Genomic DNA, 23,009 nt, shown 5'->3' with positions numbered 1-23,009 from the left:
AGGTGCCAGCGCCCATGCGGATCGCCACGACCGTCTTCCTCACCGACCGCACCATCTCGCCCGTCCGCCTCGCCCGCACTCTGGAGGAGCGCGGGTTCTCCGGCCTCTACCTCCCGGAGCACACCCACATCCCGGCCGCCCGGGAGACCCCCGCGCCCATGGGCGGCGAGCTACCCGAGATGTACGGGCGCACCCTGGACCCCTTCGTGGCCCTCGGCCAGGCCTCCGCCGTCACCGAGCGGCTCCACCTCGGCACCGGCATCACCCTGGTCGCCCAGCACGACCCGATCGGCCTCGCCAAGCAGGTGGCCACCCTCGACCACCTCTCCGGCGGCCGCGTCACCCTCGGCATCGGCTACGGCTGGAACGTCGAGGAGGCCGCCGACCACGGCGTCGAGTGGCGCACCCGACGCGACCTGGTCCGGGACCGGATGGCCCTGATGCGCGCCCTGTGGGCGCCCGACCCCACGGCGTACGTCGGCGCGTTCTCCTCCGTCCGGGCCAGCGCCGCCCACCCGAAGCCGGTGCAGGCGCCCCGCGAACTGGCCCCCGGGGTCCCCCTGTACGGCCCCCGGACCCTGATCGGCGGCCAGGCCGGTCCGAAGCTCTTCGCCGCCATCGCCGACCACGCCGACGGCTGGCTCCCGATCGGCGGCGGCGGCCTCACCGAGTCGCTCCCGGTGCTGCGCCAGGTCTGGGAGACCGCCGGGCGCGACCCCAAGTCCCTCCAGGTGGTCCCGTACGCCGTCCAGCCGAGCCCCGGCAAGATCGGCCACTACGCCGAACTCGGCATTGAGGAGGTCGTCCTGCAACTCCCCTCGGCGCCCGAACCGGAGATCCTGCGCACCCTGGACTCGTTCGCGCAGTACCTCTGACCCGTCCCGGGCGGACGCGCGGTCCGGCCCGAACCCCCCGCCTACCTGGTCGGCGCCTGCGCCCCGTCCACCCGCGCCGGGTCGTGACCGCCGCCCGGCGGCCGTTCCTGACCGGCTGACCGGCCCGCGAGCGGCAGTTCGGCCCAGACCGTCTTGCCGACCAGCCGGTCCACGACCCCCCAGCCGGCCGCGAGGGCCTCCACGATGCGCAGCCCGTGCCCGGACTCGGCCTGGTCGGCGTACGGCCCCACGGCGGGCCGCCGGTCGGCCCGCGCGTCGGACACCTCGATCCGCAGCACGGCGTCCAGCAGGATCAGCCGCAGCTCGAAGTCCCGCCCGGGAACCCGGCCGTGCAGGACGGCGTTGGCGGCCAGCTCCCCGATGAGCAGCCCGGCATCGGCGGCGAGCGGGGTGGAGGCCGGGAACCCCCACTCGTACAGCTCGTGGAGGGCGAGCATGCGCGCGAGGCGGGCACCGCGGCGGGTGGCGCTGAAACGCTGAGTGAACAGACGTGCGAGGGCCTCTGACGGCCCGAAGGGTGCGGTCATGCGACCAACGTCCCGCGTGGACAGGGTCGTTCAACAACACCGGAACTCGTACAAACCAACTGTACGAGTCCACCCGCTGGACACGCGGAGTCACGGTGCGTGAACATTCCTGTCGGGGAGGTGACCGCCATGGTGATGACCGACGACAGCGGTGACGACGAGGTCGAGCCCGATGACAACCTGCGCTCCTTCGGGGAGACGGTCAAGGCCTCGCGCAAACGCGCGGGCCTGACACAGGAGCAGCTGGCGCCGCTGATCGGCTACTCGGTCCAGTACGTCGGCTCGGTGGAGCAGGGCCGCCGCCACCCGTCGCAGAAGTTCGTGAACAAGACGGAGGCGGTCCTCGACACCTTCGGCGTCATCGGCATCGCTGCGAAGCAGCTGACGCGGCGGCGCGGGCTGGCGTCCTGGTTCCGGCGGTGGGCGGAGCTGGAGGAGGGCGCGGTCACCCTCAACACGTACGAGTGCCGGTCCGTACCGGGTCTGCTCCAGCCGGAGCCGTACGCGCGGGCGCTGATCGACAACGTTCCGCCCCTGGCTACCCCGGAGGAAGCCGACGCCCGGATCGCGGCCCGCACAGAACGTCAGAAGCTGCTGCTCCGCACGCCGTACGTCCTGTTCAGCTTCATCATCGAGCAGGCGCTGATCGAGCGGCGGACGGGCGGCACGGACGTCACACGGGAGCTGATCGACCGGCTCCTGGCGTGCGGTGCGCTGCCGAACGTCGACGTCCAGATCATGCCGCTGGTCCAGCCCGTACACGCGGGGACGGACGGCCCCTTCCAACTCCTGGAGACCAACGAACACGAATGGCTGGGGTACAGCGAGGGACAGCAGTCAGGGATAGTGATTTCCGACCCGAAAGACATCAGCCTCCTCCACCAGCGGTATGCCAAACTTCGCATCCAGGCCCTCAATCCGGCGGACAGCGCCGGCCTGTTGATGCGAATGCGAGGCTCCCTGTGAACAGCACCTCTCTGCGGTGGTTCAAGAGCAGCTACAGCGGCAGCGAGGGCGACGACTGCGTCGAGGTCGCCCTCTCCTGGCACAAGTCCACGTACAGCGGCAGCCAGGGCGACAGCTGCGTCGAGGTCGCCGCCTGCGCCGGTGCCGTCCACGTCCGGGACTCCAAGGTGACGGCGGGTCCCGAGCTGGCGGTCGCCCCCCGCGCCTGGGCCGCCTTCGTCAGCGGGGTCGCGCCCGGGAAGGGCTGAGCCGGCCGGGGCGCGGGCGCCCTACGCTTCCCCCATGATCGTGAGTTCCGGTACCCACATCCGCGTAGCCCGCCCGTCCCTCGACCTCGACGCCGCCGAGCGGTTCTACGTGCGGGGGCTCGGGCTCGACGTGCAGTGGCGCAGCGCCGACAGCGGCCCCGGGGAACACGACCTGCTGATGGTCGGGCCCGCCGGGGGCGGGTGGCACTTCGAGCTGACCCGGGACGCGGAGGAGCCGGTGGTTCCCGCGCCCACCGTGGACGACCTGTTCGTGGTGTACCTGGGCGAGGCGCCCGACGAGGCCCTCGTGCGGCGGCTCGTGGAGCACGGCGGGACCCGCGTCGCCTCGCACAACCCGTACTGGGACGAGCACGGCGTCACCGTCGCCGACCCGGACGGGTACCGCCTCGTGCTGTGCTCCCGCACCTGGGGCTAGGACGTCAGCCCCCCCTCCCGGCCGGCCGGCATTCCCGTAGGGCGGTCAGCCGACCTTGGGGGGCTTCGGGAGGCCCGCGCCGAGGGCGCCGGAGAGGGAGCTGTCCATGGCGCCCGTGGCGGACCCGGCCGCGGAGCCGGTCACCTCGACGGCCGTCTTCGTGTCCTGGATCGCCTGTCCGGGGTGGTCGACGATGTCGGTGACGCGCTGCGTGATCGGCGGCCCCTGGACGGCGGGCTCATCGGCGGCGTGGGCGGCGACGGGGGTGAGGGCGAGGGCGGCGCCGCCGGTGAGGACCAGGGCGGACAGGGTGCGCTTCATGACGTTCATGCCCCGCCCAACGACCCGCCCGCTCCCCGGGTCACCGGTCGCCCCCGCATTCCGCGAATGGCTCACACCGGCCTCGGCCGGGCCTCAGTACGGCAGCCCGGCCTCTTCCGCAGCTTCGGCGATGCGTCGGCGTCCTTCCCTTCGGCGGTTGCGCCGCTCCTGGAAGGCAAGGACATCGGCGAGCCGTACGAGGTGATGTCGGCCGTCCGGCAGACGGTCCGACGGGATGGCGCCCGAGTCCAGCAGGCGAACCGTGAACCGCCGGGACAGCCCCAGCACTTCCGCCACCTCGGCCGGACCGCCGCGATCATCTCCGCCGCACCGCGGTCGATCTCGGCCCGCTCGGCAGCGGAGAAGTGGAACTCCTCGACGAGGTCGTCCCAGCGGGCGGCGCCCTTGGCGCTGGCTCACGGTGTGCCCTTCTGCTCGGCGACGGGGATCGCGGTGCGATCCCAACCCTGCCACTCGCCGGCCGTTCCCCGCAGGCGAAGGCGTACGTAACGGCCGCGGCCCCGGATCGGGGCGATCCGGGGCCGGGGAGGCGTCTCGGCGGTGACTCGGCCGCGAGGCGGGGCGGGTGGGGTCAGTCCTTGACGGCCAGGGCCGGGGTGGACTTCGTCAGGACCTCGCCGCGGAAGAAGGCGGGGCTGCGGCGTTCGGTGACGAACATGATGACCAGGCCGAGGGCCAGCAGGCCGACGCCGATGACGAAGACGCTGCCGACTCCGAGGACGGTGGAGCCGGATCCGTAGGACGGGTCCCACATGTCGATCAGGGTCTTGCAGAAGACCGCCGCGAGCAGCAGGCCGCCGAGGACCGGGAAGACGCCCTTGAAGAACAGGTCGCGGGCGGAGCGGCGCAGTTCGCCGCGGAAGTACCAGGCGCAGGCGAAGGCGGTCAGCGAGTAGTAGAAGCAGATCATCAGGCCGAGCGCGAAGATCGTGTCGGTGAGGACGTTCTCGCTGAGCAGGGTCATCACGGTGTAGAAGGCGCCGGTCGCGATGCCCGCCATGACGGTGGCGCGGCCCGGGGTCTTGAACTTCGGGTGGACCTTGGCGTACGAGGGCGGCAGGGCCTCGTACGTCGACATGGCGAGGACCGTGCGGGCCACCGGGATGAAGGTGGTCTGGAGGGACGCGGTGGCGGAGGCCAGGACCGCGACGAAGAGCAGGATGCCGAGCATCGGGCCCATGACCGGGCCGGCGAGGGCGGCGAAGACGTTGTCGGAGGTCTCCGGGTTGCCGAGGCCGAGGCCGCTGTCGCCGGAGCCGACGGCCATCTGGGCGGCGATGCCGGTGGCCAGGTAGGAGCCGACGAGGACGACCATCGCGATCAGCGAGGCGCGGCCGGGGGTCTTGGTGGAGCCGGTGGTCTCCTCGTTGGTCGCCAGGCAGGCGTCCCAGCCCCAGTACATGAAGATCGAGAGCGAGAGTCCGGCGGTGAAGGCCGCCATGGACTCGACCGCGAAGGGGTTCATCCAGGACCAGGAGAAGTCCAGGCCGGTGTCGAAGCTGCCGGCGGAGGCCTTCTGGAAGGCCATCGCGACGAAGAGGGCGAGCACGACGAGCTGGAGGCCGACCAGGGCGTACTGGACGCCCTTGGTGGCGGTCATGCCGCGGTAGCTGATGGCGGTCGCGACGGCGATCAGGGTGAGGCAGGTGGCGATGTGGACGAACTTGTTGTCGTCGAGGGCGGTGATCGACGCGTTGCCGGTGATCTCGCCCGCCAGCAGCCAGAAGTAGGAGGTGGCGACGCCGGCCAGGTTGGAGAGCACGATGATCGTGGCGATCACCAGGCCCCAGCCGCACATCCAGCCGATCCGCGGGCCGAATGCCTTGACGGTCCAGGTGAAGGAGGTGCCGCAGTCCGGCATGGCCTTGTTGAGCTCGCGGTAGGCGAAGGCCACCAGGAGCATCGGGAGGAAGCCGGCGAGGAAGACCGCCGGCATCTGAACGCCGACCTCGCCGGCGGTTGAGCCGAGGGTCGAGGTCAGGCAGTAAACGGGGGCGACGGTGGAGATGCCGATGACGGCGCTTCCCACCAGTCCGACGGACCCCTTGCCGAGGCCCTTGCCGCGAACATCGCCCTCGGCGACGCCGCTTACCGTGTCTCCGACCTGAGGCCGGACATCCAGCTGAGTCATGGGACAGGACGTTAGAGGGTGCGGTTTCCTCATACGGAGCTCTTAAGTCCGGTACTTCACAGGGCTAAAGTCCTTGGAATTCCGACACCGATCGCGTTCACACTCCCGTAATACAAGGTTCACTCAGGCATCCATTCGCGGTTCGGAAGGCCCAGGGGCGAAGCTTCCGGCATGCGGAAACCGCAGCTGTGTCCGTTTTGCACCATTCAAAACTTTCCCGTGCCAATTTGAAGGGCCCCGAAACCCGGGCCCCGTCCGCCAGACTGGCCCCATGCCCACAGCCGACGAGCTCCTCAGCGCGGATACCGTCAGTAACCTGGCCCGGTTGCTCGCCCGCGCGGCCCGCAGACCCGACTCCCCGGCGCTCCGCGCCCGCGCCGCGACGCTCGGCGGGCTCGCCTTCAGCGGCCGCGTCACCGCCGTCCGCGACGCCGTCCTCGCCGACCTGCCGGACGACTGGCCCGCCTTCGAGGCCGTCCTGCGCACCGCCCTGGAGGACCCCGGTTTCGCCGGCTGGATGACGTTCCCCGTCAACGAGGCCGTCGGCGTCCGCGGGCTCGCGGCCTTCGAGCCGGGCCTCGCGCTGCTGCGCGACCTCACCCCCCGGCTGACCGCCGAATCCGCCGTACGCCCCTTCCTGCGCGCCGATCCCGCCCGCGCCCTCGCCGTGGTCCGGGGCTGGACCGGGGACCCCGACCCGCACGTGCGGCGCCTCGCCAGCGAGGGCACCCGGCCGCGCCTGCCGTGGGCGCCGCAGCTGCCCGCGTTCATCGCCGACCCCCGGCCGGCCGTGCCCGTACTGGACGACCTGCACCGCGACGAGTCCGAGTACGTGCGCCGCTCCGTGGCCAACCACCTCAACGACATCAGCCGCGACCATCCCGCGCTCGCCGTGGAGATCGCCGCGAAGTGGCGCACCGACCCCGCCGCCACGACGGATCGCGTCGTCCGGCACGGCCTGCGCACGCTGGTCAAGGCCGGCCGGCCCGACGCGCTCACCCTGCTCGGCCACTCCCCCGACGTCGAGGTCACGGTGAGCGGCCCCGTGGTCACCACCCCGCACGTCGCCGTCGGCGGGTACCTGGTCTTCGACTACGCCGTCACCCACACCGGAGCGTTCCCCGCCGAACTGGTCGTCGACTACGTGGTCCACCACGTCAAGGCCAACGGCGCCCGCACCCCGAAGGTCTTCAAGCTCACCACCCGCGGCATGGCCCCCGGCGAGACCCTCACCGGCACCAAGCGGCACTCCTTCAAACCGATCACCACCCGCCGCTACCACTCCGGCGAACACCTGGTGCAGCTCCAGGTCAACGGCCGGGTGCGGGGCGAGGCCGCCTTCACCCTCGACGCCACCCCCTGAGGCCCCTGAGGCCCCTGAGGCCCCCGCAGGCCCCTCAGCCCGCCGTGCCCCCGCCCCCGTCCCCCGGCGGGGCGGGGCGGGGGCGGGGCCACGGCACGGGCCGGCTCGGGGGCTCAGCCCGTCCAGACGATCGACTGCACCTCGCTGTACGCGTGCAGGGCGTACGACCCGACGTCCCGGCCGACGCCCGACCGCTTGAAGCCGCCGAACGGCGCCTCCATGTTCCGGCCGATGGTGTTCACGCCCACCCCGCCCGCCCGCAGCCGCCGCGCCACGCGGAACGCGCGCGCCGAGTCCCCGGACCAGACGTAGCTGATCAGGCCGAAGTCGCTGTCGTTGGCCAGCGCCACGGCCTCGTCCTCACCCCCGTCGAAGGGGACGACCACGACCACCGGGCCGAAGATCTCCTCCCGGACGACGCGCATCTCGTTCGTGCAGTCCACCAGCAGGGTCGGCGCCACGTAGAAGCCGCGCCCGCCGCCCACCACCGGGCGTTCGCCGCCGTACGCGATCCGCGCGCCCTCCTTGCGGCCCAGCTCGACGTACGACTCCACGCGGTCGCGGTGCGCCGCCGAGATCACCGGGCCCACCACCGTGCCGTGCTCCGCCGGGTCGCCCACGGTCATGAAGGTCAGGTAGCCGGTGAGCTTCTCGACCAGCCGGTCGTAGACCGACCGGTGCGCGATCACCCGGGTCGGGGCCGTGCAGATCTGCCCCGAGTAGAAGGAGAACGTCGTCCCGATGCCCATCACGGCCGCGTCCAGGTCGGCGTCCTCCAGGACGATCGCCGCGCCCTTGCCGCCGAGCTCCATCAGCTGCCGCTTCATCGTCCGGCCGCACACCTCGGCGATGCGCTGCCCGACGCCCGTGGAGCCGGTGAAGGACACCATGTCGACGTGGGGCGAGTCCACCGCCGCCTCGCCCACCTCGACCGAGGTGCCCGAGACCACGTTCACCACGCCCGCCGGGACTCCGGCCTCGTGAAGCGCCTGCGCCATCCGGAACACCGACAGCGGGTCCTGCGGGGCGGGCTTGACCACCACCGTGTTGCCCATGGCCAGGGCCGGCGCCACCTTGCCCGCCGGGTTCGCCCACGGGTTGTTGTACGAGGTGATGCAGCTGACCACACCGACCGGCTGGCGCACCTCCAGCGCGCCCAGCACGCTCGCCCGCCCCATCGGTCCGGCGTCCGTCACCTGCGGGGGCAGGCCCCGCTCGACCGGTTCCAGGGCGCCCTTCGCATACCGCCGGAAGCGGGCGACCCCCACGCCGACCTGCATGCCGCGGGCGATCCCGGTCGGCGCGCCCGTCTCCGCGCGGGCCAGCTCGGACCACGGCTCGTACTCCCGCTGGATGATGTCGGCGGCCCGGTCCAGGATCGCCGCCCGCTCCTCGGGCGCCGTACGGGACCAGGACGCGAACGCGTCGGCCGCGGCCCGCGCCGCCTCCTCGGCCTGGCCGCGGGAGGCCTCGGGTGCGAGCCCGACCACCGACTCGTCGGCCGGGTTGACCACCTCGTAGTGGCCACCGTCGGGCTCCACCCACTGGCCGCCGATGTAGAGCCGCTGGGGGCCGCCGGGCTGGTGGGTGCTCACCGGGTGCTCACCGTCCTGGTGTCCCGGCCCGAGCGGAGCACGATCCCGGGGATCGCGCCCGTCACCTCGTCGTCGCGGATGGTCTCCACCCCGTTGACCCGTACGGACACGATGCCGATGGCCCGCGCGTCCAGGCGCGGGCTGTCGCCCGGCAGGTCGTGGACGAGCGTCGCCGGGCCGGCCTCGATCCGCTCCGGGTCGAAGAGGACCAGGTCGGCGTGGTAGCCCTCGGCGATCCGGCCGCGCTCGCGCAGCCCGAACAGCTGGGCCGGGTCGTCGGTGAGCATCTTCACCGCCTGCTCCAGCGGGACGAGCCGGCGCCCGCGCAGGCAGTCGCCGAGGAAGCGCGTGGTGTACGGCGCCCCGCACATGCGGTCCAGGTGCGCGCCCGCGTCGGACCCGCCGAGCATGACGTCCTCGTGCTGCCAGGTCTCCTGGCGCAGGGCCCAGCTGGCCGGGTCGTTGTCGGTGGGCATCGGCCACAGGACGGTGCGCAGGTCGTCGTTGGCGCAGATCTCGACCAGGCAGTGGAAGGCGTCCTGGCCGCGCTCGGCGGCGATGTCGTCGACGACCCGGCCGGAGAGTCCCTCGTTCTCCTTGCTGTACGTGTCGCCGATGACGTACCGCCCGAAGCGGGCGAGGCGGCGGAAGACGCCGGCCTCCTTGCTGTCGGCGCGGCGCAGCATCTCCTCCCGTACGTCCGCGTCGCGGAGCTTCTCGATCCGTTCGGGGACGGGCAGGGAGAGGACCTCGCCCCAGCCGGGGATGAGGTTGAGCGCGCAGAAGGTGCCGAGCGACATGTTCATGGGGGTGAGGATCGGCATGGTGAGCGCGACGATCCGGCCGCCGGCCTCGCGGGCGCGTTCGCTGGGGATCAGCTGACGCGGGACGCGCTCGGGGACGGAGGCGTCGATGGTGAGGACGTTCCAGTTCAGGGGCCGGCCGGCGGCGGCGCTCATGTCGACGAAGAGGTCGATCTCGTCGTCGGAGAACTGGTCGAGGCAGCCGGCGACGATGGCTTCGAGCTGGGTGCCCTCGTGCTCGGAGACGGCCCGGGACAGGGCGAGCAGCTCCTCCGGCTTCGCGTGCCGGGAGGCGACCGGGGAGCCGGCGCCGTCGGAGTGGGTGGAGGACTGGGTGGTGGACAGGCCCCAGGCGCCGGCGTTCATGGCGTCGTGGAAGAGGGCGAGCATCTCGTCCAGCTGCTCGGGGGTGGGCTGTCCGCCGACGGCCGCCTCGCCCATCACGTGGCGGCGCAGGGCGCAGTGGCCGACCATGAAGCCGGCGTTCACGGCGATGCGGCCGTCGAGCGCGTCGAGGTACTCGCCGAAGGTGGACCAGCTCCAGTCGACGCCCTCCTCGAGGGCCTTGAGGGCCATCCCCTCGACCTTGCTCATCATGCGGCGGGTGTAGTCGGCGTCCTCGGGGCGGTCCGGGTGCAGGGGTGCCAGGGTGAAGCCGCAGTTGCCTCCGGCGACGGTGGTGACGCCGTGGTTCATGGAGGGGGTGGCGTACGGGTCCCAGAACAGCTGGGCGTCGTAGTGGGTGTGGGGGTCGACGAAGCCGGGCGTCAGGACGAGGCCCGTGGCGTCCTCGCCGGTACGGGCCTCTTCGGTGACGGTGCCGGGGTCGCCGATGGCGACGATCCGGCCGTCCCGGATGCCGACGTCGGCGACGCGGGCGGGCGCGCCGGTCCCGTCGACGACGGTCGCGCCCTTGATCAGGTGGTCGAGCATGACGTCCCTTCTGCCGGAGTTCGCGGTGCGGGCCGTGCCCTGGGGGCTGCGCCCCGGACCGGGGGCGGAGCCGCGGCGGCGCCGCACCCGCAGGGCGGAGCCCCCGCGTGCCCCGGCCGGGGCCGCCCGGCCGGGGCCGCTGCGGGACGGCGGTCCGGGAAGACGCCGTCCCTGTTCCCCCGCCGGGTCAGACGGCCTGGCGGAAGCGGGTCGTGCGGTGGACCGGGTCCGTGTCGATGTGCGGGATGACGTGCTCGCCGATGAGCTTGATGGTGGTGAGCGTGTCCTGCGGCGAGACCCCGGTCGGCAGTCCGAAGGACAGCTGGTCGGCGCCGGCCTGCTCCCACCGCTTGCACTGGGCGCGCACCTCGGACGGGTCGCCGCAGATCATCAGCTCCTCGGCGATCAGCAGCTCGATGATCTCCGCGTTGTACTCGGGCAGCAGCTCGGGCCACTGCGGGATCGCCTCGGGCCGCGGGAAGGTGTCGTGGTAGCGGAAGACCAGCGACTGGAAGCGGTTCATGTTGGCGTTGACGGCGATCTCCACCGCCTTGTCGTGGGTCTCGGCGCAGATCGCGGTGGAGGTGACCATGACGTTGTCGTTGACGAAGGCGCCGATGGCCTTCGCCTCCTGGATGGCCGTCTTGTACTGCTCCAGCACCCACTCCATGTCGGAGACCTTCTGCACGCTGAAGCCCAGCACGCCCAGGCCCTTCTTCGCCGCCATCGCGTACGAGGAGGGGGACCCGGCGGCGTACCACATGGCCGGGTGGGCCTTGCCGTACGGCTTGGGGAAGATCTTGCGCGGCGGCAGGGACCAGTGCTTGCCCTGGAACCCCTCGTACTCCTCCTGGAGGAACATCTTGGGGAACTCCGCGATGGTCTCCTCCCAGATCTCCTTGGTGCCGTTCATGTCCTCGATGCCCGGGAGGAAGCCGAGGATCTCGTGGCTGCCCGCACCGCGCCCGGTGCCGAACTCGAAGCGGCCCTTGGAGAGGTGGTCGAGCATGGCGACCTTCTCCGCCACCTTCACCGGGTGGTTCACCGGGGCGAGGGGGTTGAAGATGCCGGAGCCGAGGTGGATGCGCTCGGTGGCGTGGGCCAGGTACCCGAGGAAGACCTCGTTCGCCGAGAGGTGCGAGTACTCCTCCAGGAAGTGGTGCTCGGAGGCCCAGGCGTACTTGAAGCCCGACTTGTCGGCCTGGATGACGTACTCGGTCTCCTCGATCAGCGCCTTGTGCTCTGCCTCGGGGTCGACCTTGGACCGTGACTCGGCCACGTATCCCTGCACGAAGAGCCCGAATTCCAAGGGGGTTCACCGTCCTTTAGTTTCTGACGTTCCGTCAGATTTGATGCCCCGACTGTTCCACCGCCGGGGCCGGAGCGTCAATACCTGACGCTCCATCAGATATTGCGGCCGCCGGGCCTCAGGCGATGCTGACGCCGGCCATCCAGCCGCCGTCGATGACGAACGGCTGACCGGTGATGTACGAGGAGTCCTCGGAGGTCAGGAACAGGGCCAGCTTCGCGACCTCGTCCGGCCGCCCGACCCGCCCCATCGGCACGACCCGCCGGTACAGCTCGGCCATCGCCTCCCGGGCCTCGTCGGTGATCCCGGCCGGGTCCAGCAGCCCCGGGTTGGCCATCGGGGTGTCCACCGCACCCGGGCACATCGCGTTGACCCGGATCCCCTTGCCCGCCAGCTCCATCGCGGCGACGCGCGTCAGCCCCAGGATCGCCGCCTTGGTCGCCGCGTAGGCGCCCACGTACGCCATGCCCGTCAGCCCGGTGTACGAGGAGGTGTTGACGATCGTGCCGCCGCCGGCCGCCTCGATCTCCGGGGCCACCGACTTGATGCCGAGGAAGGCGCCCACCTGGTTGACCTCGACCACCTGCCGGAACTCCTCCAGCGGGGTGCCGGTCAGCTCGTTGAAGCGCAGGATGCCCGCGTTGTTGACCAGCCCGTCGACCGGGCCGAAGGCCTCCTTGGCGACGGCGATGGCGGCCGCCCAGTCCTCCTCCCGGCTCACGTCCATCCGTACGTACCGGGCCCGGCCTTCGCCGATCTCCTTGGCCACGGCCGCGCCCTGGTCGTCCAGTACGTCGCCGAGCAGCACCTTGGCGCCCTCGGCGGCGAACAGGCGGGCCTCCTGCTCGCCCTGGCCGCGCGCCGCGCCGGTGATGATCACGACGCGCCCGTCAAGCTTGCCCATGCCGGTGTCTCCCTGGTCGTCGGGGCACTAGGGGTGTCTCTAGTCGTTGAGGTGCGGTGCGACGTCGGCGCCGAACGCGGCGATCTGGTCCGTCAGTTCGGCCCGGTCGCGGCTGCGGAAGCGGACCTGGATCTGGTCCACGCCGAGCGCCTTGTACTCCCGCAGGGACTCGGCGAGCGCCTGCGCCTTGCCGGTCAGGGTCCGGCGGCCGGTCTCCCAGCCGGGTTCGCCGACGTACAGCGCCTCGGTGATCGCGCCGATCTCGATCGGCTCCGCGACCCCCGCCGCGGCGCGCAGCTCCCGGATACGGGCGATCTGCCCCGGCAGCGCGTGGCGCGGGTCGCCCTGCGGGAGCCAGCCGTCGCCGCGTACGGCGGCCCGGCGCACGGCGGGGCCCGAGGAGCCGCCGACCCAGACGGGGATCCGCCGCTGCACCGGGCGGGGCAGCTGGCCGAGGTCCTTGAACGAGAACAGCTCGCCCTCGAACTCGGGGTACTCCTCCGGCCCGAGCGCCACCCGCAGCGCCTCCAGGGTCTCGTCGAGGACGGCGCCGCGGCGCGCGAAGTCCACGCCGAGGACCTCGAACTCCTCCTGGACGTGCCCGGCGCCCACCCCGAGGATCAGCCGGCCGCCGGAGAGGTGGTCGAGCGTGGCGTACTGCTTGGCGCTGATCAGGGGGTGGCGCAGGCCGAGGATCGCGACGTGGCTGAGCAGGCGCACGTGCCCGGTGATCCCGGCAAGGAAGGAGAGGGTGGCGACCGGGTCGTACCAGACGGTGCTCATGGGTCCCGCGAGCCGCCGCGGGATGGCCACGTGGTCGCAGGTGGCCAGGTACCCGAAGCCGGCCCGGTCGGCGGCCCGGGCCACCTCGGCGAGGTCGGCGGCGGTGGCCGACGCCTCCCAGGGTTCGGCGTAGATGGTGCTCTGCGACTGGATCGGGAGCTGCATCCCGTAGACCAGCCGACCTTCCGGAAACACGCGCGCCATGCCGGACCCGCCTCGCCTTCGTCTGCCGATTCGCGCACCCGTCCGTGCTGTCGGTGCCGGGCCATCGTCGTAGCTGACGGCCCGTCAGGCAAGGGGTACGTCCGACCGCGGTGGCCCGATCCCGCGTTCGCGCCGGGCGAACCGGGTCTTGAGCCTCTTCCCACGGGGCACGGGCCGGCCGCTGTTCTCGCCGATGTAACCCCCGAGCGCGTCGGGCCTCCAGCAGCGCACCGTCGACGTCGTCGTCGCGCAGCCGGCGCCGGACGGTCATGGGGGTGACAGAGGTGCCGCTTCCCCGGGCATCGCGGCGACCGGGCCTCCACGGAGCGTGGCCGCGGTTGCCGCTCCGCGGAGGCCCGGTCGGCGTGTGAGGGAGGCGGCCCTCGGCCTCAGGACCGCCCGCGCGGGTTCAGACGACCGCCCCCGTCCCCCTCTCCTTCCTCCGCGCCTCCAACGGGCTGCCGTAGCCGTCGGGGACTTCCTTCGCGGCGCGACGGTCCCGCGCCGGAGGGGGTGTCGGGTTGCGGTGTTCCAGGGCGATCGCGATCGGGACCGCGGTGAAGACGGTCGAGGCGATGCCGACCAGGACGCCCGCGATCAGCGCCACGGAGAAGTCCGCCAGCGAGTCGCCGCCCAGTACCGCCAGTGCGGTCAGGATGAACAGGGCTCCCATACCCGTGTTCACCGTGCGCGGGAGCGTCTGGACCACCGCGTGGTTGGCCGTTTTCTCCAGGTCGCCTCGGGGGTCTCGGCGGCGCGCTTCGCGGACGCGGTCGAAGACGACCACCGTGTCGTTCACGGAGTAGCCGATCACCGTGAGCAGCGCCGCCAGGAAGACGCTGTCCACCGGCCTGCCCAGCCAGGCGAACAGGCCCACCACGAGGAGGACGTCGTGGACCATCGCAGAGACCGCCGCTGCCGCCAGGGTCCAGCGGAACCGCACGCTGAGGTAGATCAGCTGGGCGGCCACCGCGATGCCCAGGGCCAGGAGCGCCTTGTGGCGCAGTTCGCTGCCGAGGCTCGGGCCGATCTGTTCGTCACGCTCCACCGTGACGGTTCCGCCGGGCTCCTCCAAGGCCGCCTTGACGCGCTGCTGTTCGTCGTCGGTGAGCTTCTCCGTGCGTACGGTGATGCCGCCGTCGCCGGACTCCTGCACCACCGCGCGCGGGAACCCCGCGTCGGACACGGCGTTCCGGGCCGTGTCCGCGTCGACGGATCTGCCGGTGCTGTACTCGACGAGGCGGCCGCCGGTGAACTCCACGCCGAAGTCCAGGCCGCGGATGAGGACTCCTGCGACGGCCACCGCCACCAGGAGTGCGCTCGCGCCGAGCCACCGGCGACGGTGGCGGACCAGGTTCGGGTTGCGGCGGGACAGCCATGTGCGGACCCGGCCCGTCGAGGCGATGCCCGTCAGACCGGGGCGCTTGCGTACGAAGCTGCGGGCGACGGCGAAGTCCGCGAGCGTGCGGGTGATCACGAGCGCCGTGAGCATCGATGCCAGGACGCCGATGCACAGGGTGACCCCGAAGCCCTTGACCGGGCCCGTGGCGAAGAAGAACAGCAATCCCGCGGCGAGCAGCGTCGTCACGTTCGAGTCGATCACCGCGCTCCACGCCTTCGCGAAGCCGGTCTTCACCGGCTTCGCCAAGTCCTTCGAACGGACACCCAGGTACTCCTCCCTGGCCCGTTCGAAGACCAGGACGTTCGCGTCCACCGCCATGCCGATCGCCAGGACGAACCCGGCGAGCCCCGGCAGCGTGAGCGTCGCGCCGAGCGCCACCAGAGCGGCGTACGAGATGAGGCCGTACAGCCCGAGGGCCACGGCGGCGAGCGCGCCGAGGAGCCGGTAGACGACGGTGATGAACAGTGCGGTCAGGGCGATGCCGATGAGCGCGGCCTTGGTGCTCGCCCCGATCGCGTCGGCGCCGAGCGTCGGGCCGACCGTGCGCTGCTCCACGACGTCGAGGGGCACCGGCAGCGCGCCGCCCTTCACGAGCGCCGCCAGCTCGCGGGCCTCGGCCCGGCCGAAGCCCCCGCTGATCTGCGTGGAGCCGCCGGTGATGCCGGTCCCGCACACCACGTCCGCGGTGACGCCGGGCGCCGAGATGATCTTGTTGTCGAGGGTGATGACGACGCGGCGTTCCGGAGCGCCCCGAGGCGCGCAGGCCGCGTCCGAGGTGATCTTCGCCCAGGTGTCGCCCGCGCTCTTGCGGAAGTCGAGGGAGACCATCCAGCCGCTGAGCGACTGCTGGTCCAGGAGCGCCTCGGCGTCCTCGACCTCCTCGCCGGTGAGGGCGGTGGGGCCCAGCTTCAGGTGGTTGCCCGGCTGGTCCGGGTCGGGCAGGGTGCGCGATCCGTCGGCCTCGGGCTGCGCGGAGCCCTTGTCGGCCGTCGCCCCCGTCACCGGGTGGACCGTGAGCTGTGCGGTGCGGCCGATGACCTCGGCGGCCTTGCGCGGGTCCTGCACTCCGGGCAGTTCGACGATGATCCGTTTCTCGCCGGAGCGGGCGATGCCGGGTTCGGAGACGCCGAGGGCGTCGACGCGCTGCCTGAGGACCTCCAGAGCGCGGTCGGTGGATGCGGCGTCGGCCTTGACGGTGGGCGAGTCCCGGGTCTCCAGGACGATCTGGGTGCCGCCGCGCAGATCGAGGCCGAGGCGGGCGGACTGGGTGAGGGCGATGTAGAGGGACAGCGCGACGGCTGCCAGCGCGACGACCGCCCTCCACAGGGGTGGGCGGGACAAGGGTGAGCGAGACATGCGTACTCCACGATGGGGGCAGGACGGAGGGACGCGTGACCGGACCCGCGCGGTGTGCGCCGGGTCAGAAGGGTCAGGCGTCGATGACGGTCTGCGTGCTCATCGGTGGGGCGGGCCGCGCGGGGAGGCGGACTCGGCCGGCCCGGGCGGCGGCGCGAGTGCGGTGGCGGGACCCGTGTCGGGCCCGCCCAGGGCGCGGCGCGGGGCCGTGTCGACGGCCGTACGCGCGGGTCCCGCAGGCGGCGGGCCCGGGATGTGGGCGTCAGGTCGGTGCATGACCGCGACGTGCCGCGCCGGAACGTCGTCCGGTCCTGCCCCTGGTCCGGCGTGCCCCGCCACCGCGTGGTGGGCGAGCGGTCTGTCGGCGGGCACGGACATGCCCTGCGCCCCGGCCACCGGGACGAACAGCGCGAGGACGGTGACGACGAGGGTCAGCGCGGACGCGGCCAGGCGCGCGGAGCGGCTCTGTTGCGGCACGCGCCCCCCATCCCCTCCGTGCTCGCCGGGTGCGCACGGCGTGGCCCCGCCCTGCTCAACGTACGGGGCGCCCCGATCCGTTCCGTGTTCCTCGGCGGTTCTCCGGAAGCCGAAGAACGTCGGCAACAGTGCGAAATCCGGCCGGTTCGCCGCCGACCGCGGCCCCGCGCCGTCGCCTTGGTCCCCCGAGCCCGACCACGCCTGAACAGGCGGGCGCTTGTGCCCGCCTGCCCTGATAAGAAACAAATAAGATCACGTGCATGGTGGGGGCGGGGTCGGGCACACGGTGCCTCGGAGGTTGATAACTATGGTTCCCCTGCTTCTCGTTCTTCTGCTGGCACTGATCCTCTTCGGCGCGGGTTTCGCGGTGAAGATTCTCTGGTGGGTCGCCATCGCCGTCCTGGTCCTGTGGCTGGTCGGCTTCGTCGCCCGCCCCAAGGGCAGCAGCGGCCGCTGGTACCGCTGGTAGCCGTACACCACACCAACGCAGCATGCCGGTGGCCTGTACCCCGTCCCGATCGGGGGTCCAGGCCACCGGCATGTCCGCGCACCCGAGCCCGCCGTCGCCGTCGCCTCCTGGAGTTGGTCTTCGAGGATGACGATCCGGCAGGCGGCCTCGACGGGGGCGCCCTGGTCGACGAGCTCGCGGGCGCGGGCCGCGATCCGCGGCTGGTAACGGGAGTAGCGCCGGTGCCCGTCGGCGGAGCGCAGCGGGGTGATCAGGCGGGCGTCGCCGATCGCGCGCAGGGCCCTCTGGGTGGTGCCGAGCATGTCGGCGGCCCGGCCCATCGTGTAGGCGGGGAAATCGTCGTCGTCGAGACGGTCGAGCGTGTCGCCTGCGGTCATCTCACCTACCGGTGGAGCATGCGGAGGGGCCCTGGCGCCTATGGCACCAGGGCCCCGAAGGAACTGCTACACCATCTGCCGGCCCTGATACTGCGCCGGCCTACTTACCCGCCTACCCGACCTGAGCTTCGTCGGGGGTGCGGGGATCGCGGTTGCTCGACCGGAGACCACCTCACAAACGATGTCCTGCGGTACCCGGACCTCGTGTCGCGTCCGGGCGATCCTGATGGCGCTCAATCCCTCCGTTCATCCCTCGGATGATCAACTGCTTACCACGGGGAACTGCTGATACTGCTGGTGATGCGAACTGCTCGTACTGCTCGCGGCCTGACTCAGCGCCACGCCTCCGGCAGCCAGCCCCGTCGCCCGTCCTGCACCTGCACTGGCTTGGAACCCCACTGCCGAACCTCCCGGCGCGGACGCCTGCCTTCGGCGCCCTGACCGAGGTACTGCCGGGTACTGCGAACTGCGGGTACTGCATCACTGCGTCAACTGCTCGCGGTGGCCCCTGATGACTGCGGGCCGCCCGGTCCGGTGATCAGTCCCGTCGCCGACCTGAACAAACCTGGCTTCGACACTCCACCACCGCACCGTCATACGGGTACTGCCTTTACCACTGCCCGGCAGTTCGTCCCTGCCAGGCCCTGCGGTCTCTCTGGGCTACGAGAGAAACCATAACCACACCACCGCCCAATGTCTACTCCGGCCATCACAGGTTTTCGAGCGAGATCCCATGAGGAAAACGAACACCACCAGGCACCGGCCGCCCGGGATCCGCCGACGGCAGGCGCAGGGAGCAGCGAGTGGGCACAGCCGGCGGGGTGAGGGACGGGCCGAGCCGCAGGCCAGAAGCCCGGTGCCGGGTTTTCGCAGCGGGTCCGGACGGCGTACGCCCTGCGCCCACTGCCCGTGGGCGGGGACGGCGGCTTCCGCCGGGGGCCTGCTGCCCGGGGGCGCGCCGGCGCTCGTGGTGGTCGAGCGGGAGCGGGCCGCCGCCGGGGCGCTGCCGCCCCGGGGCCGGGCGGCGGGCCTCCGCCGGACCAAACCCGGTCAGAAGCCTTCCGGCCCCATCACGATGAACGGCTTCGCCGCCGGGTCGAGGGTCTCCAGGACCTTCTTCATGGCGTCCTTGGGGATGCCGACGCAGCCCTGGGAGGGGCCGTCGTGATCCACGTGGAGCCAGATGTTGCCGCCCTTCTCCTCACCCTCCGGCTTGGCCGGGTCCAGCGGCGAGTTGCCCGGTTCGCGGTTGAAGTCGATCGCGACCACGTAGTCGAAGGAGCCGGCCAGGGACTCGCCGTTCACCCCGCGGCCCGACGCGACGAAGGAGGCGTCCTTGTCGTACGGGAGGCGGGTGCCGGCCGGGGCCGCCAGCAGGCCGCCCGCGTCGGTGAGCGCGAAGACGCCCTGCGGGGACGTCAGATCGCCGTACGCGCGGTCCGTGGACCAGCCCCTGGCGCCGTTGCGGGCCGGCCAGCTCTCGGCACGGACCCAGTCGGCGCCGGCCGCCGGACGGGTGTACAGGGCGGCCGTCGACTCCGAGGAGTCGCGGGCCTTGCCGGTGACCAGGATGAGCTGGCGGGACTCGGCCGGGATGCGCTTGCGGGTCTCCTCGCTGATCCCGGACAGGCCCTGGAGGAGGTCCCGCTGGGCGTCGCGCGCGGCGCGGCCGGCGGCCTGCGGGCGGGCGTCCGAACGGGTGGTGGCCGCTGCGGCCGCCTTGTCCGGGCCCTGGGCGAGGTAGACCCAGCAGGCCCCGGAGGCCACCAGACCGAGGGTGGCGGCCAGCACCACCCGGCGGGAGGCGCGGGACGTACGGGGTCGGCGGGAGCGGGCCCGGGCGTGCTTGCTCATTGAACCGACCGTACAGCAGCCGGTCTTCAGCGGCGCTGAACCGCCGCACCCGCGGCACGCGGAACCCGGGGAAGCGGACCCGGACCGTCAGCCCGCCCTCCGGCTGGGTCCCGGAGCGGGCCGCGGGGCGGCCGCAGAGGGCGGGGCCGGGGCCCGGGGCGGGCCAGCCGGGGGGGCCGGGGGGCGGCGTACGATGATCTGATGCGAACTCCCCGCCACGCAGCACGCGTTGTCATCGTGTCCCCGTCCGGATCGGTGTTCCTCTTCCGGGAGAACAACGTCGAGGTCGGCATCCACTGGCTGCCGCCGGGCGGCGGGATCGACCCGGGCGAGAGCCCCGAGGACTGCGTGCTGCGGGAGCTGCGCGAGGAGACCGGGTGGACCGACCTGACGCCCGGTCGGCTGCTGTGCACGTGGGAGCACGACTTCACGCACCAGGGCATACCGGTCCGCCAGCACGAGCACATCTACGTCACCACCGGCCCGCGGCGCGAGCCGGTGCTGGAGTCCCCCGGCATCCACTGGCAGTGGCTCTCCCCGCAGCGCCTCGCCGCCCTCGGCGAACCGCTGTGGCCCCCGCGCCTCCCGGACCTCCTCGCGGACACCCCCGCGCAGCCGGTCCACCTGGGGCTGCTGGCCTGAGCCCGGTACCCCTGCCGACGGCCGCCCGGGGCACCCGTACAGTGCCTGCGCACAGGTTCGGCGGGAGGGGCACGCGTGGCGGACAACCGGACGAAGGCCTGGGGCTCCCAGTTCGCCGACAACGGGCCCGCGCCCCTCGCCGGCGTCGAGGGCCGGGTCGTGGCCCATGCCGGGACCGTGGCGGTCGCGCTGTTCTCCGGCTGGGCGTCGGGCGGGGCGCTGTTCCTGACCGGGGCCGGGCTCGGCTGCGCGTGGCTGACCGGGCGCCGCCGCCGCAAGCACGCCCTGGCCGCCCGGACGCAGGCGCGGACCGCCTTCCTGCACGTACGGCCCGACGCGGAACCGGAGGCCGCCGGGGCCGCGCAGGCCGCCGGGGCCGGATCGGGCGCCGGCGCCGAGCCTGACAGCCGGGCCGAACCGGGCGGCCGGGCAGCCCAGCCGGACAGCCGGGTCACCGCGAGCCCCGCAGGAGGCCGGGCCGGCCACCGGCCCGGGGCCTGAGGGCACGCCGGCCCGGGGCCTGAGGGCACGCCGGCCCGGGGCCTGAGGGCACGCCGGCCCGGGGCCTGAGGGCACGCCGGCCCGGGGCCTGAGGGCACGCCGGCCCGGGGCAACACACCTAAGTGGTCGGCTCCGGAAATCCTTCGGAGGTTGACCAAGTCTCAGGCAGAGGACGCTTGGAGTAGGGCTTCGGCTGCAGCGGTGCGGGCGTGGAGGGCGAAGCGGTCGGCGCTGACCAGGCCCGGGTTGCGTAGCGCGGTGAGGTATTGGCCGCCGTTTTCCTCGCCCTCGGCCTCCTCCCGCTCCTGCTCCTGCTCCCGCTGTGCTTCGCCCCTGCGGGCCTCCCGGCAGCGGCCGGAGCAGTGGCGCTGGCGACGTCCTGCCGGTCGACCTCCACCCGAAACTTTCGTAACACCTTCTGCGAAAGCGTCACAACGATTGGGGTGCGCCCTCCCGCACGGGATCCGTGGATTCAAGGTGCCCTGGGCGGTCGGCCCGGGCAGCGCCCCGGAGTGCTGCCTCAACCCGGCGGTTGCTGGTCATGGTCGCGGTGACGGCGGTCATGGTGAGGAGGAGGCCGGCGGCAGTGTAGAGCGGGGTGCGTACGTCGTAGGTGGTGGCCAGCCAGCCGCCGAGGAAGGCGCCGAACGGGGCGGCGCACATGGCGAGCATGCGGGAGGTGGAGGCGACCCGGCCCATCAGGTGGGCGGGGACGATCGTCTGTCGGAGGGAGGGGGCGAGCACCATCGTGGCGCCCATGCCCGCTCCGCAGACGGCGAGCGCTAGGCCGGCGACGTAGGGGTTCGGGGCGGCGGCAAGGCCCAGGATGGCGAGCCCCTCGACTGCGGCCGTGCAGGTCAGGGCGGTGCCGGTGCCGAGCCGTCGGCCGAGGAAGGAGGCGATGCCCGCGCCGAGCAGACCGCCGGTGGCCTCCGCGGTGAGGAGCAGGCCGAAGCCGAAGGTGCCGATGCCGAGACGGTCGTGCGCGAAGAGGGCGAGTACGGTCTCCACGGCGAGGAAGGCGATGTTCCCGACCGCCGGACGCAGCGCGAGCCCGAGCAGCAACCGATCCCGGAAGACGTACGAGGCGCCGGCCCGGGCCTGCCGCAGCAGCGACTCGCGGGCCTGGGGTACGGGCCGGGGTACGGCAGGCAGCGACCGTACGAGCGCTGCGGAGAGCGCGAACGACACCGCGTCGGCGAGCAGCGGAAGCGCCCGCCCGAGCGCGAGCAGGGCACTGCCCACAGGCGGCCCCACGAAGCCGGACGCGGCGGTCTGGGTGCCGCGCAGGCGGGAGTTGGCGCGCTCCAGGAGCGCGGGGTCGCGGCCGAGCAGATCCGGCAGATAGGCCGTGGCGGCCGTGTCGAAGAAGAGTCCGCCGAGGCCGAGCAGGAAGGCGACGGCCGCGAGCAGCGGAATGCTCAGCACGTCGAGCGCTGCCGCTGCCGCCGGTATCGCGAGCAGCACCGCACGCGCCGCGTCCGTGACCCACATCGTGCGCCGACGGTCCCAGCGGTCCACCAGCGCACCGCCGAGCACCCCGAAGAGCAGCCACGGCAGCGTGCCGGCGGCCGTGACGACGGCGAGTGCCATCGGATCCCGCGTCAACGTCAAGGCGAGCAGCGGCAGTGCGGCATGCGACACCCCGTCACCGAGCGAGGACACCGTCTGCGCAGTCCACAGCCGTCCGAACCCGGTCGGCAACTTACGAACGTCCGAAGTCACTTGGCGTCCCCTTCGGCCTGCGCGCGCTGTGCCGGGTGGAACAGTGCGAAGACGAGTGACGCGTCCGGCAGCGACGGATCGGACAGCTCCCGGTACTCGTCTGCCAGTGCCTCCAGTCGCGCCCCCAGCTCCGCGAACTGCTCGTCGGTGAGCCGCAGATGCGCCATCCGTACGTGCCGCTCGCCATCCGCCGGGGACGCCTCCAGGTCCGCCACCGCATGCCGCATCAGCATGTCCGGCCCTCCCTCGCCCGGATCCGGCAGCTCGATCGACCGCGCGGCCATGGCGTAGTACCGCTCGGTGACCCCCCGGACCTTCCGCGTTCGTACCACCTTTACCAGGCCGGCCCGTTCGAGCAGTCGTACGTGGTAGCTGGAACTCCCCTTCGCGAGGCCCACCCGCTCGGCGATCTGCGTAATCGTCGCGGGCTCGAAGCGGAGCACGGCCATGATGCGGTGACGCGTGAGATTGGAAACGGCGCGTAGCTGCTCGTCAGTGGTGACGTGGAACGTCTCGGGAAGATCATCGGTAGGCATGCCCCAATGGTCAACGTTTCTTGACCATTGCGCAAGGGGATTTTGTCAAGCCGCATCCGCCTGACCTCGCGTCAACCCCCGAAGAACTTCAGGAGCCGACCACTACTGACTTCGGCTCTTCAAGGTGACGTTGGTTCGTCGAGGGTGAGGCCGGTGCCGGCTATGAAGCCGTCGAGGGTGTGTGGCCGGTATTGCAGGCGCTTGAGGCGGTTGCGGACGAGTGCTTCGAG

Annotated in this window: 22 protein-coding genes and 2 pseudogenes; 8 read left to right on the top strand and 16 right to left on the bottom strand. The window is 72.3% G+C overall.

Annotated features, from left to right (window positions below):
• Positions 1–14: 14 nt before the first annotated feature.
• The gene (locus OTB16_RS33950; protein WP_267726057.1) at positions 15–875 is read left to right on the top strand and encodes a TIGR03619 family F420-dependent LLM class oxidoreductase; all 861 of its coding nucleotides are present in this window, start codon (positions 15–17) and stop codon (positions 873–875) included.
• 41 nt (positions 876–916) lie between these two features.
• Here OTB16_RS33950 and OTB16_RS33945 read toward each other — a convergent pair whose 3' ends face one another.
• A complete protein-coding gene (locus OTB16_RS33945) occupies positions 917–1,423 on the bottom strand; it encodes an ATP-binding protein (protein WP_267726055.1) in 507 nt (168 codons plus the stop codon).
• Positions 1,424–1,558: 135 nt separating this feature from the next.
• On the opposite strand from OTB16_RS33945, the gene OTB16_RS33940 reads away from it, so the two are divergent.
• From OTB16_RS33940 to OTB16_RS33930, 3 genes are read left to right on the top strand one after another with little or no spacing between them, the layout of a single operon-like run.
• Complete coding sequence (locus tag OTB16_RS33940) at positions 1,559–2,389, top strand: helix-turn-helix domain-containing protein (RefSeq protein ID WP_267726107.1); 831 nt, start codon at positions 1,559–1,561, stop codon at positions 2,387–2,389.
• Positions 2,386–2,637 (top strand): DUF397 domain-containing protein, encoded by a 252-nt coding sequence (locus OTB16_RS33935; RefSeq protein ID WP_267726054.1) that lies wholly within the window; start codon positions 2,386–2,388, stop codon positions 2,635–2,637. Before OTB16_RS33940 ends, OTB16_RS33935 begins: the two co-directional genes overlap by 4 nt.
• Positions 2,638–2,671: 34 nt before the next feature.
• Positions 2,672–3,073, top strand: coding sequence for a VOC family protein (locus OTB16_RS33930; protein WP_267726052.1), 402 nt, complete (start codon positions 2,672–2,674; stop codon positions 3,071–3,073).
• A gap of 45 nt (positions 3,074–3,118) precedes the next feature.
• Here OTB16_RS33930 and OTB16_RS33925 read toward each other — a convergent pair whose 3' ends face one another.
• The 3 genes from OTB16_RS33925 to OTB16_RS33915 all read right to left on the bottom strand — a co-directional run bounded on the left by OTB16_RS33925 (position 3,119) and on the right by OTB16_RS33915 (position 5,546).
• Positions 3,119–3,403, bottom strand: coding sequence for a hypothetical protein (locus OTB16_RS33925; RefSeq protein ID WP_267726051.1), 285 nt, complete (start codon positions 3,401–3,403; stop codon positions 3,119–3,121).
• An 84-nt stretch (positions 3,404–3,487) separates the two neighbouring features.
• Positions 3,488–3,691 carry an excisionase family DNA-binding protein gene (locus OTB16_RS33920; RefSeq protein WP_267726049.1) on the bottom strand — a complete coding sequence of 68 codons (204 nt, stop codon included), beginning with the start codon at positions 3,689–3,691 and terminating at the stop codon, positions 3,488–3,490.
• 295 nt (positions 3,692–3,986) lie between these two features.
• Positions 3,987–5,546, bottom strand: a complete 1,560-nt coding sequence (locus tag OTB16_RS33915; protein ID WP_267726048.1) for an APC family permease — start codon at positions 5,544–5,546, stop codon at positions 3,987–3,989.
• Positions 5,547–5,817: 271 nt separating this feature from the next.
• Here OTB16_RS33915 and OTB16_RS33910 point away from each other — a divergent pair, with 271 nt between their 5' ends.
• Positions 5,818–6,909 carry a DNA alkylation repair protein gene (locus tag OTB16_RS33910; RefSeq protein ID WP_267726046.1) on the top strand — a complete coding sequence of 364 codons (1,092 nt, stop codon included), beginning with the start codon at positions 5,818–5,820 and terminating at the stop codon, positions 6,907–6,909.
• 113 nt (positions 6,910–7,022) lie between these two features.
• On the opposite strand, the gene OTB16_RS33905 is transcribed toward OTB16_RS33910, so the two are convergent.
• The 7 genes from OTB16_RS33905 to OTB16_RS33875 form a co-directional block, all read right to left on the bottom strand.
• Positions 7,023–8,504, bottom strand: coding sequence for an aldehyde dehydrogenase family protein (locus tag OTB16_RS33905; protein WP_267726044.1), 1,482 nt, complete (start codon positions 8,502–8,504; stop codon positions 7,023–7,025).
• A complete protein-coding gene (locus OTB16_RS33900; protein WP_267726043.1) occupies positions 8,501–10,327 on the bottom strand; it encodes an N-acyl-D-amino-acid deacylase family protein in 1,827 nt (608 codons plus the stop codon). The genes OTB16_RS33905 and OTB16_RS33900 overlap by 4 nt, the downstream gene beginning before the upstream one ends.
• 100 nt (positions 10,328–10,427) lie before the next feature.
• The gene (locus OTB16_RS33895) at positions 10,428–11,549 is read right to left on the bottom strand and encodes an LLM class flavin-dependent oxidoreductase (RefSeq protein ID WP_267726041.1); all 1,122 of its coding nucleotides are present in this window, start codon (positions 11,547–11,549) and stop codon (positions 10,428–10,430) included.
• Positions 11,550–11,667: 118 nt separating this feature from the next.
• The gene (locus OTB16_RS33890; RefSeq protein ID WP_267726040.1) at positions 11,668–12,453 is read right to left on the bottom strand and encodes an SDR family NAD(P)-dependent oxidoreductase; all 786 of its coding nucleotides are present in this window, start codon (positions 12,451–12,453) and stop codon (positions 11,668–11,670) included.
• Positions 12,454–12,492: 39 nt separating this feature from the next.
• Positions 12,493–13,440: an LLM class F420-dependent oxidoreductase gene (locus OTB16_RS33885; protein ID WP_267726038.1), complete on the bottom strand. Its 948-nt coding sequence runs from the start codon at positions 13,438–13,440 to the stop codon at positions 12,493–12,495.
• A gap of 409 nt (positions 13,441–13,849) precedes the next feature.
• Positions 13,850–16,198, bottom strand: a complete 2,349-nt coding sequence (gene secD / locus OTB16_RS33880) for a protein translocase subunit SecD (protein ID WP_267726036.1) — start codon at positions 16,196–16,198, stop codon at positions 13,850–13,852.
• 99 nt (positions 16,199–16,297) lie between these two features.
• Positions 16,298–16,675: a hypothetical protein gene (locus OTB16_RS33875; protein ID WP_267726034.1), complete on the bottom strand. Its 378-nt coding sequence runs from the start codon at positions 16,673–16,675 to the stop codon at positions 16,298–16,300.
• A 307-nt stretch (positions 16,676–16,982) separates the two neighbouring features.
• Here OTB16_RS33875 and OTB16_RS33870 point away from each other — a divergent pair, with 307 nt between their 5' ends.
• Positions 16,983–17,144 carry a hydrophobic protein gene (locus tag OTB16_RS33870; protein ID WP_267726032.1) on the top strand — a complete coding sequence of 54 codons (162 nt, stop codon included), beginning with the start codon at positions 16,983–16,985 and terminating at the stop codon, positions 17,142–17,144.
• Positions 17,145–17,194: 50 nt separating this feature from the next.
• On the opposite strand, the pseudogene OTB16_RS33865 reads toward OTB16_RS33870, so the two are convergent.
• Both OTB16_RS33865 and OTB16_RS33860 read right to left on the bottom strand, forming a co-directional pair.
• Positions 17,195–17,521 (bottom strand): annotated as a pseudogene (locus OTB16_RS33865) (MerR family transcriptional regulator); the annotation flags it as partial.
• A gap of 1,050 nt (positions 17,522–18,571) precedes the next feature.
• On the bottom strand, positions 18,572–19,375 hold the full coding sequence (locus OTB16_RS33860) for a hypothetical protein (protein WP_267726030.1): 804 nt from the start codon (positions 19,373–19,375) through the stop codon (positions 18,572–18,574).
• A 201-nt stretch (positions 19,376–19,576) separates the two neighbouring features.
• Between OTB16_RS33860 and OTB16_RS33855 the strand changes: the two genes are divergently transcribed.
• Both OTB16_RS33855 and OTB16_RS33850 read left to right on the top strand, forming a co-directional pair.
• The gene (locus OTB16_RS33855; RefSeq protein WP_267726028.1) at positions 19,577–20,017 is read left to right on the top strand and encodes an NUDIX hydrolase; all 441 of its coding nucleotides are present in this window, start codon (positions 19,577–19,579) and stop codon (positions 20,015–20,017) included.
• A gap of 75 nt (positions 20,018–20,092) precedes the next feature.
• Positions 20,093–20,518: a hypothetical protein gene (locus tag OTB16_RS33850; RefSeq protein WP_267726026.1), complete on the top strand. Its 426-nt coding sequence runs from the start codon at positions 20,093–20,095 to the stop codon at positions 20,516–20,518.
• Between the two features lie 429 nt (positions 20,519–20,947).
• On the opposite strand, the gene OTB16_RS33845 is transcribed toward OTB16_RS33850, so the two are convergent.
• The 3 genes and pseudogenes from OTB16_RS33845 to OTB16_RS33835 all read right to left on the bottom strand — a co-directional run.
• The gene (locus OTB16_RS33845; protein ID WP_267726024.1) at positions 20,948–22,243 is read right to left on the bottom strand and encodes an MFS transporter; all 1,296 of its coding nucleotides are present in this window, start codon (positions 22,241–22,243) and stop codon (positions 20,948–20,950) included.
• Entirely contained in the window at positions 22,240–22,779 is a 540-nt protein-coding gene (locus tag OTB16_RS33840) for an ArsR/SmtB family transcription factor (RefSeq protein WP_267726022.1), read from the bottom strand. Before OTB16_RS33840 ends, OTB16_RS33845 begins: the two co-directional genes overlap by 4 nt.
• Before the next feature lie 119 nt (positions 22,780–22,898).
• Positions 22,899–23,009, bottom strand: a pseudogene (locus OTB16_RS33835) (IS630 family transposase); the annotation flags it as partial.

It is taken from the genome of Streptomyces antarcticus, assembly GCF_026627255.1.
Lineage (GTDB): Bacteria > Actinomycetota > Actinomycetes > Streptomycetales > Streptomycetaceae > Streptomyces > Streptomyces antarcticus.
Note: the sequence above shows the minus strand (reverse complement) of the source record. Positions and strands in the feature narration are given on the sequence as shown.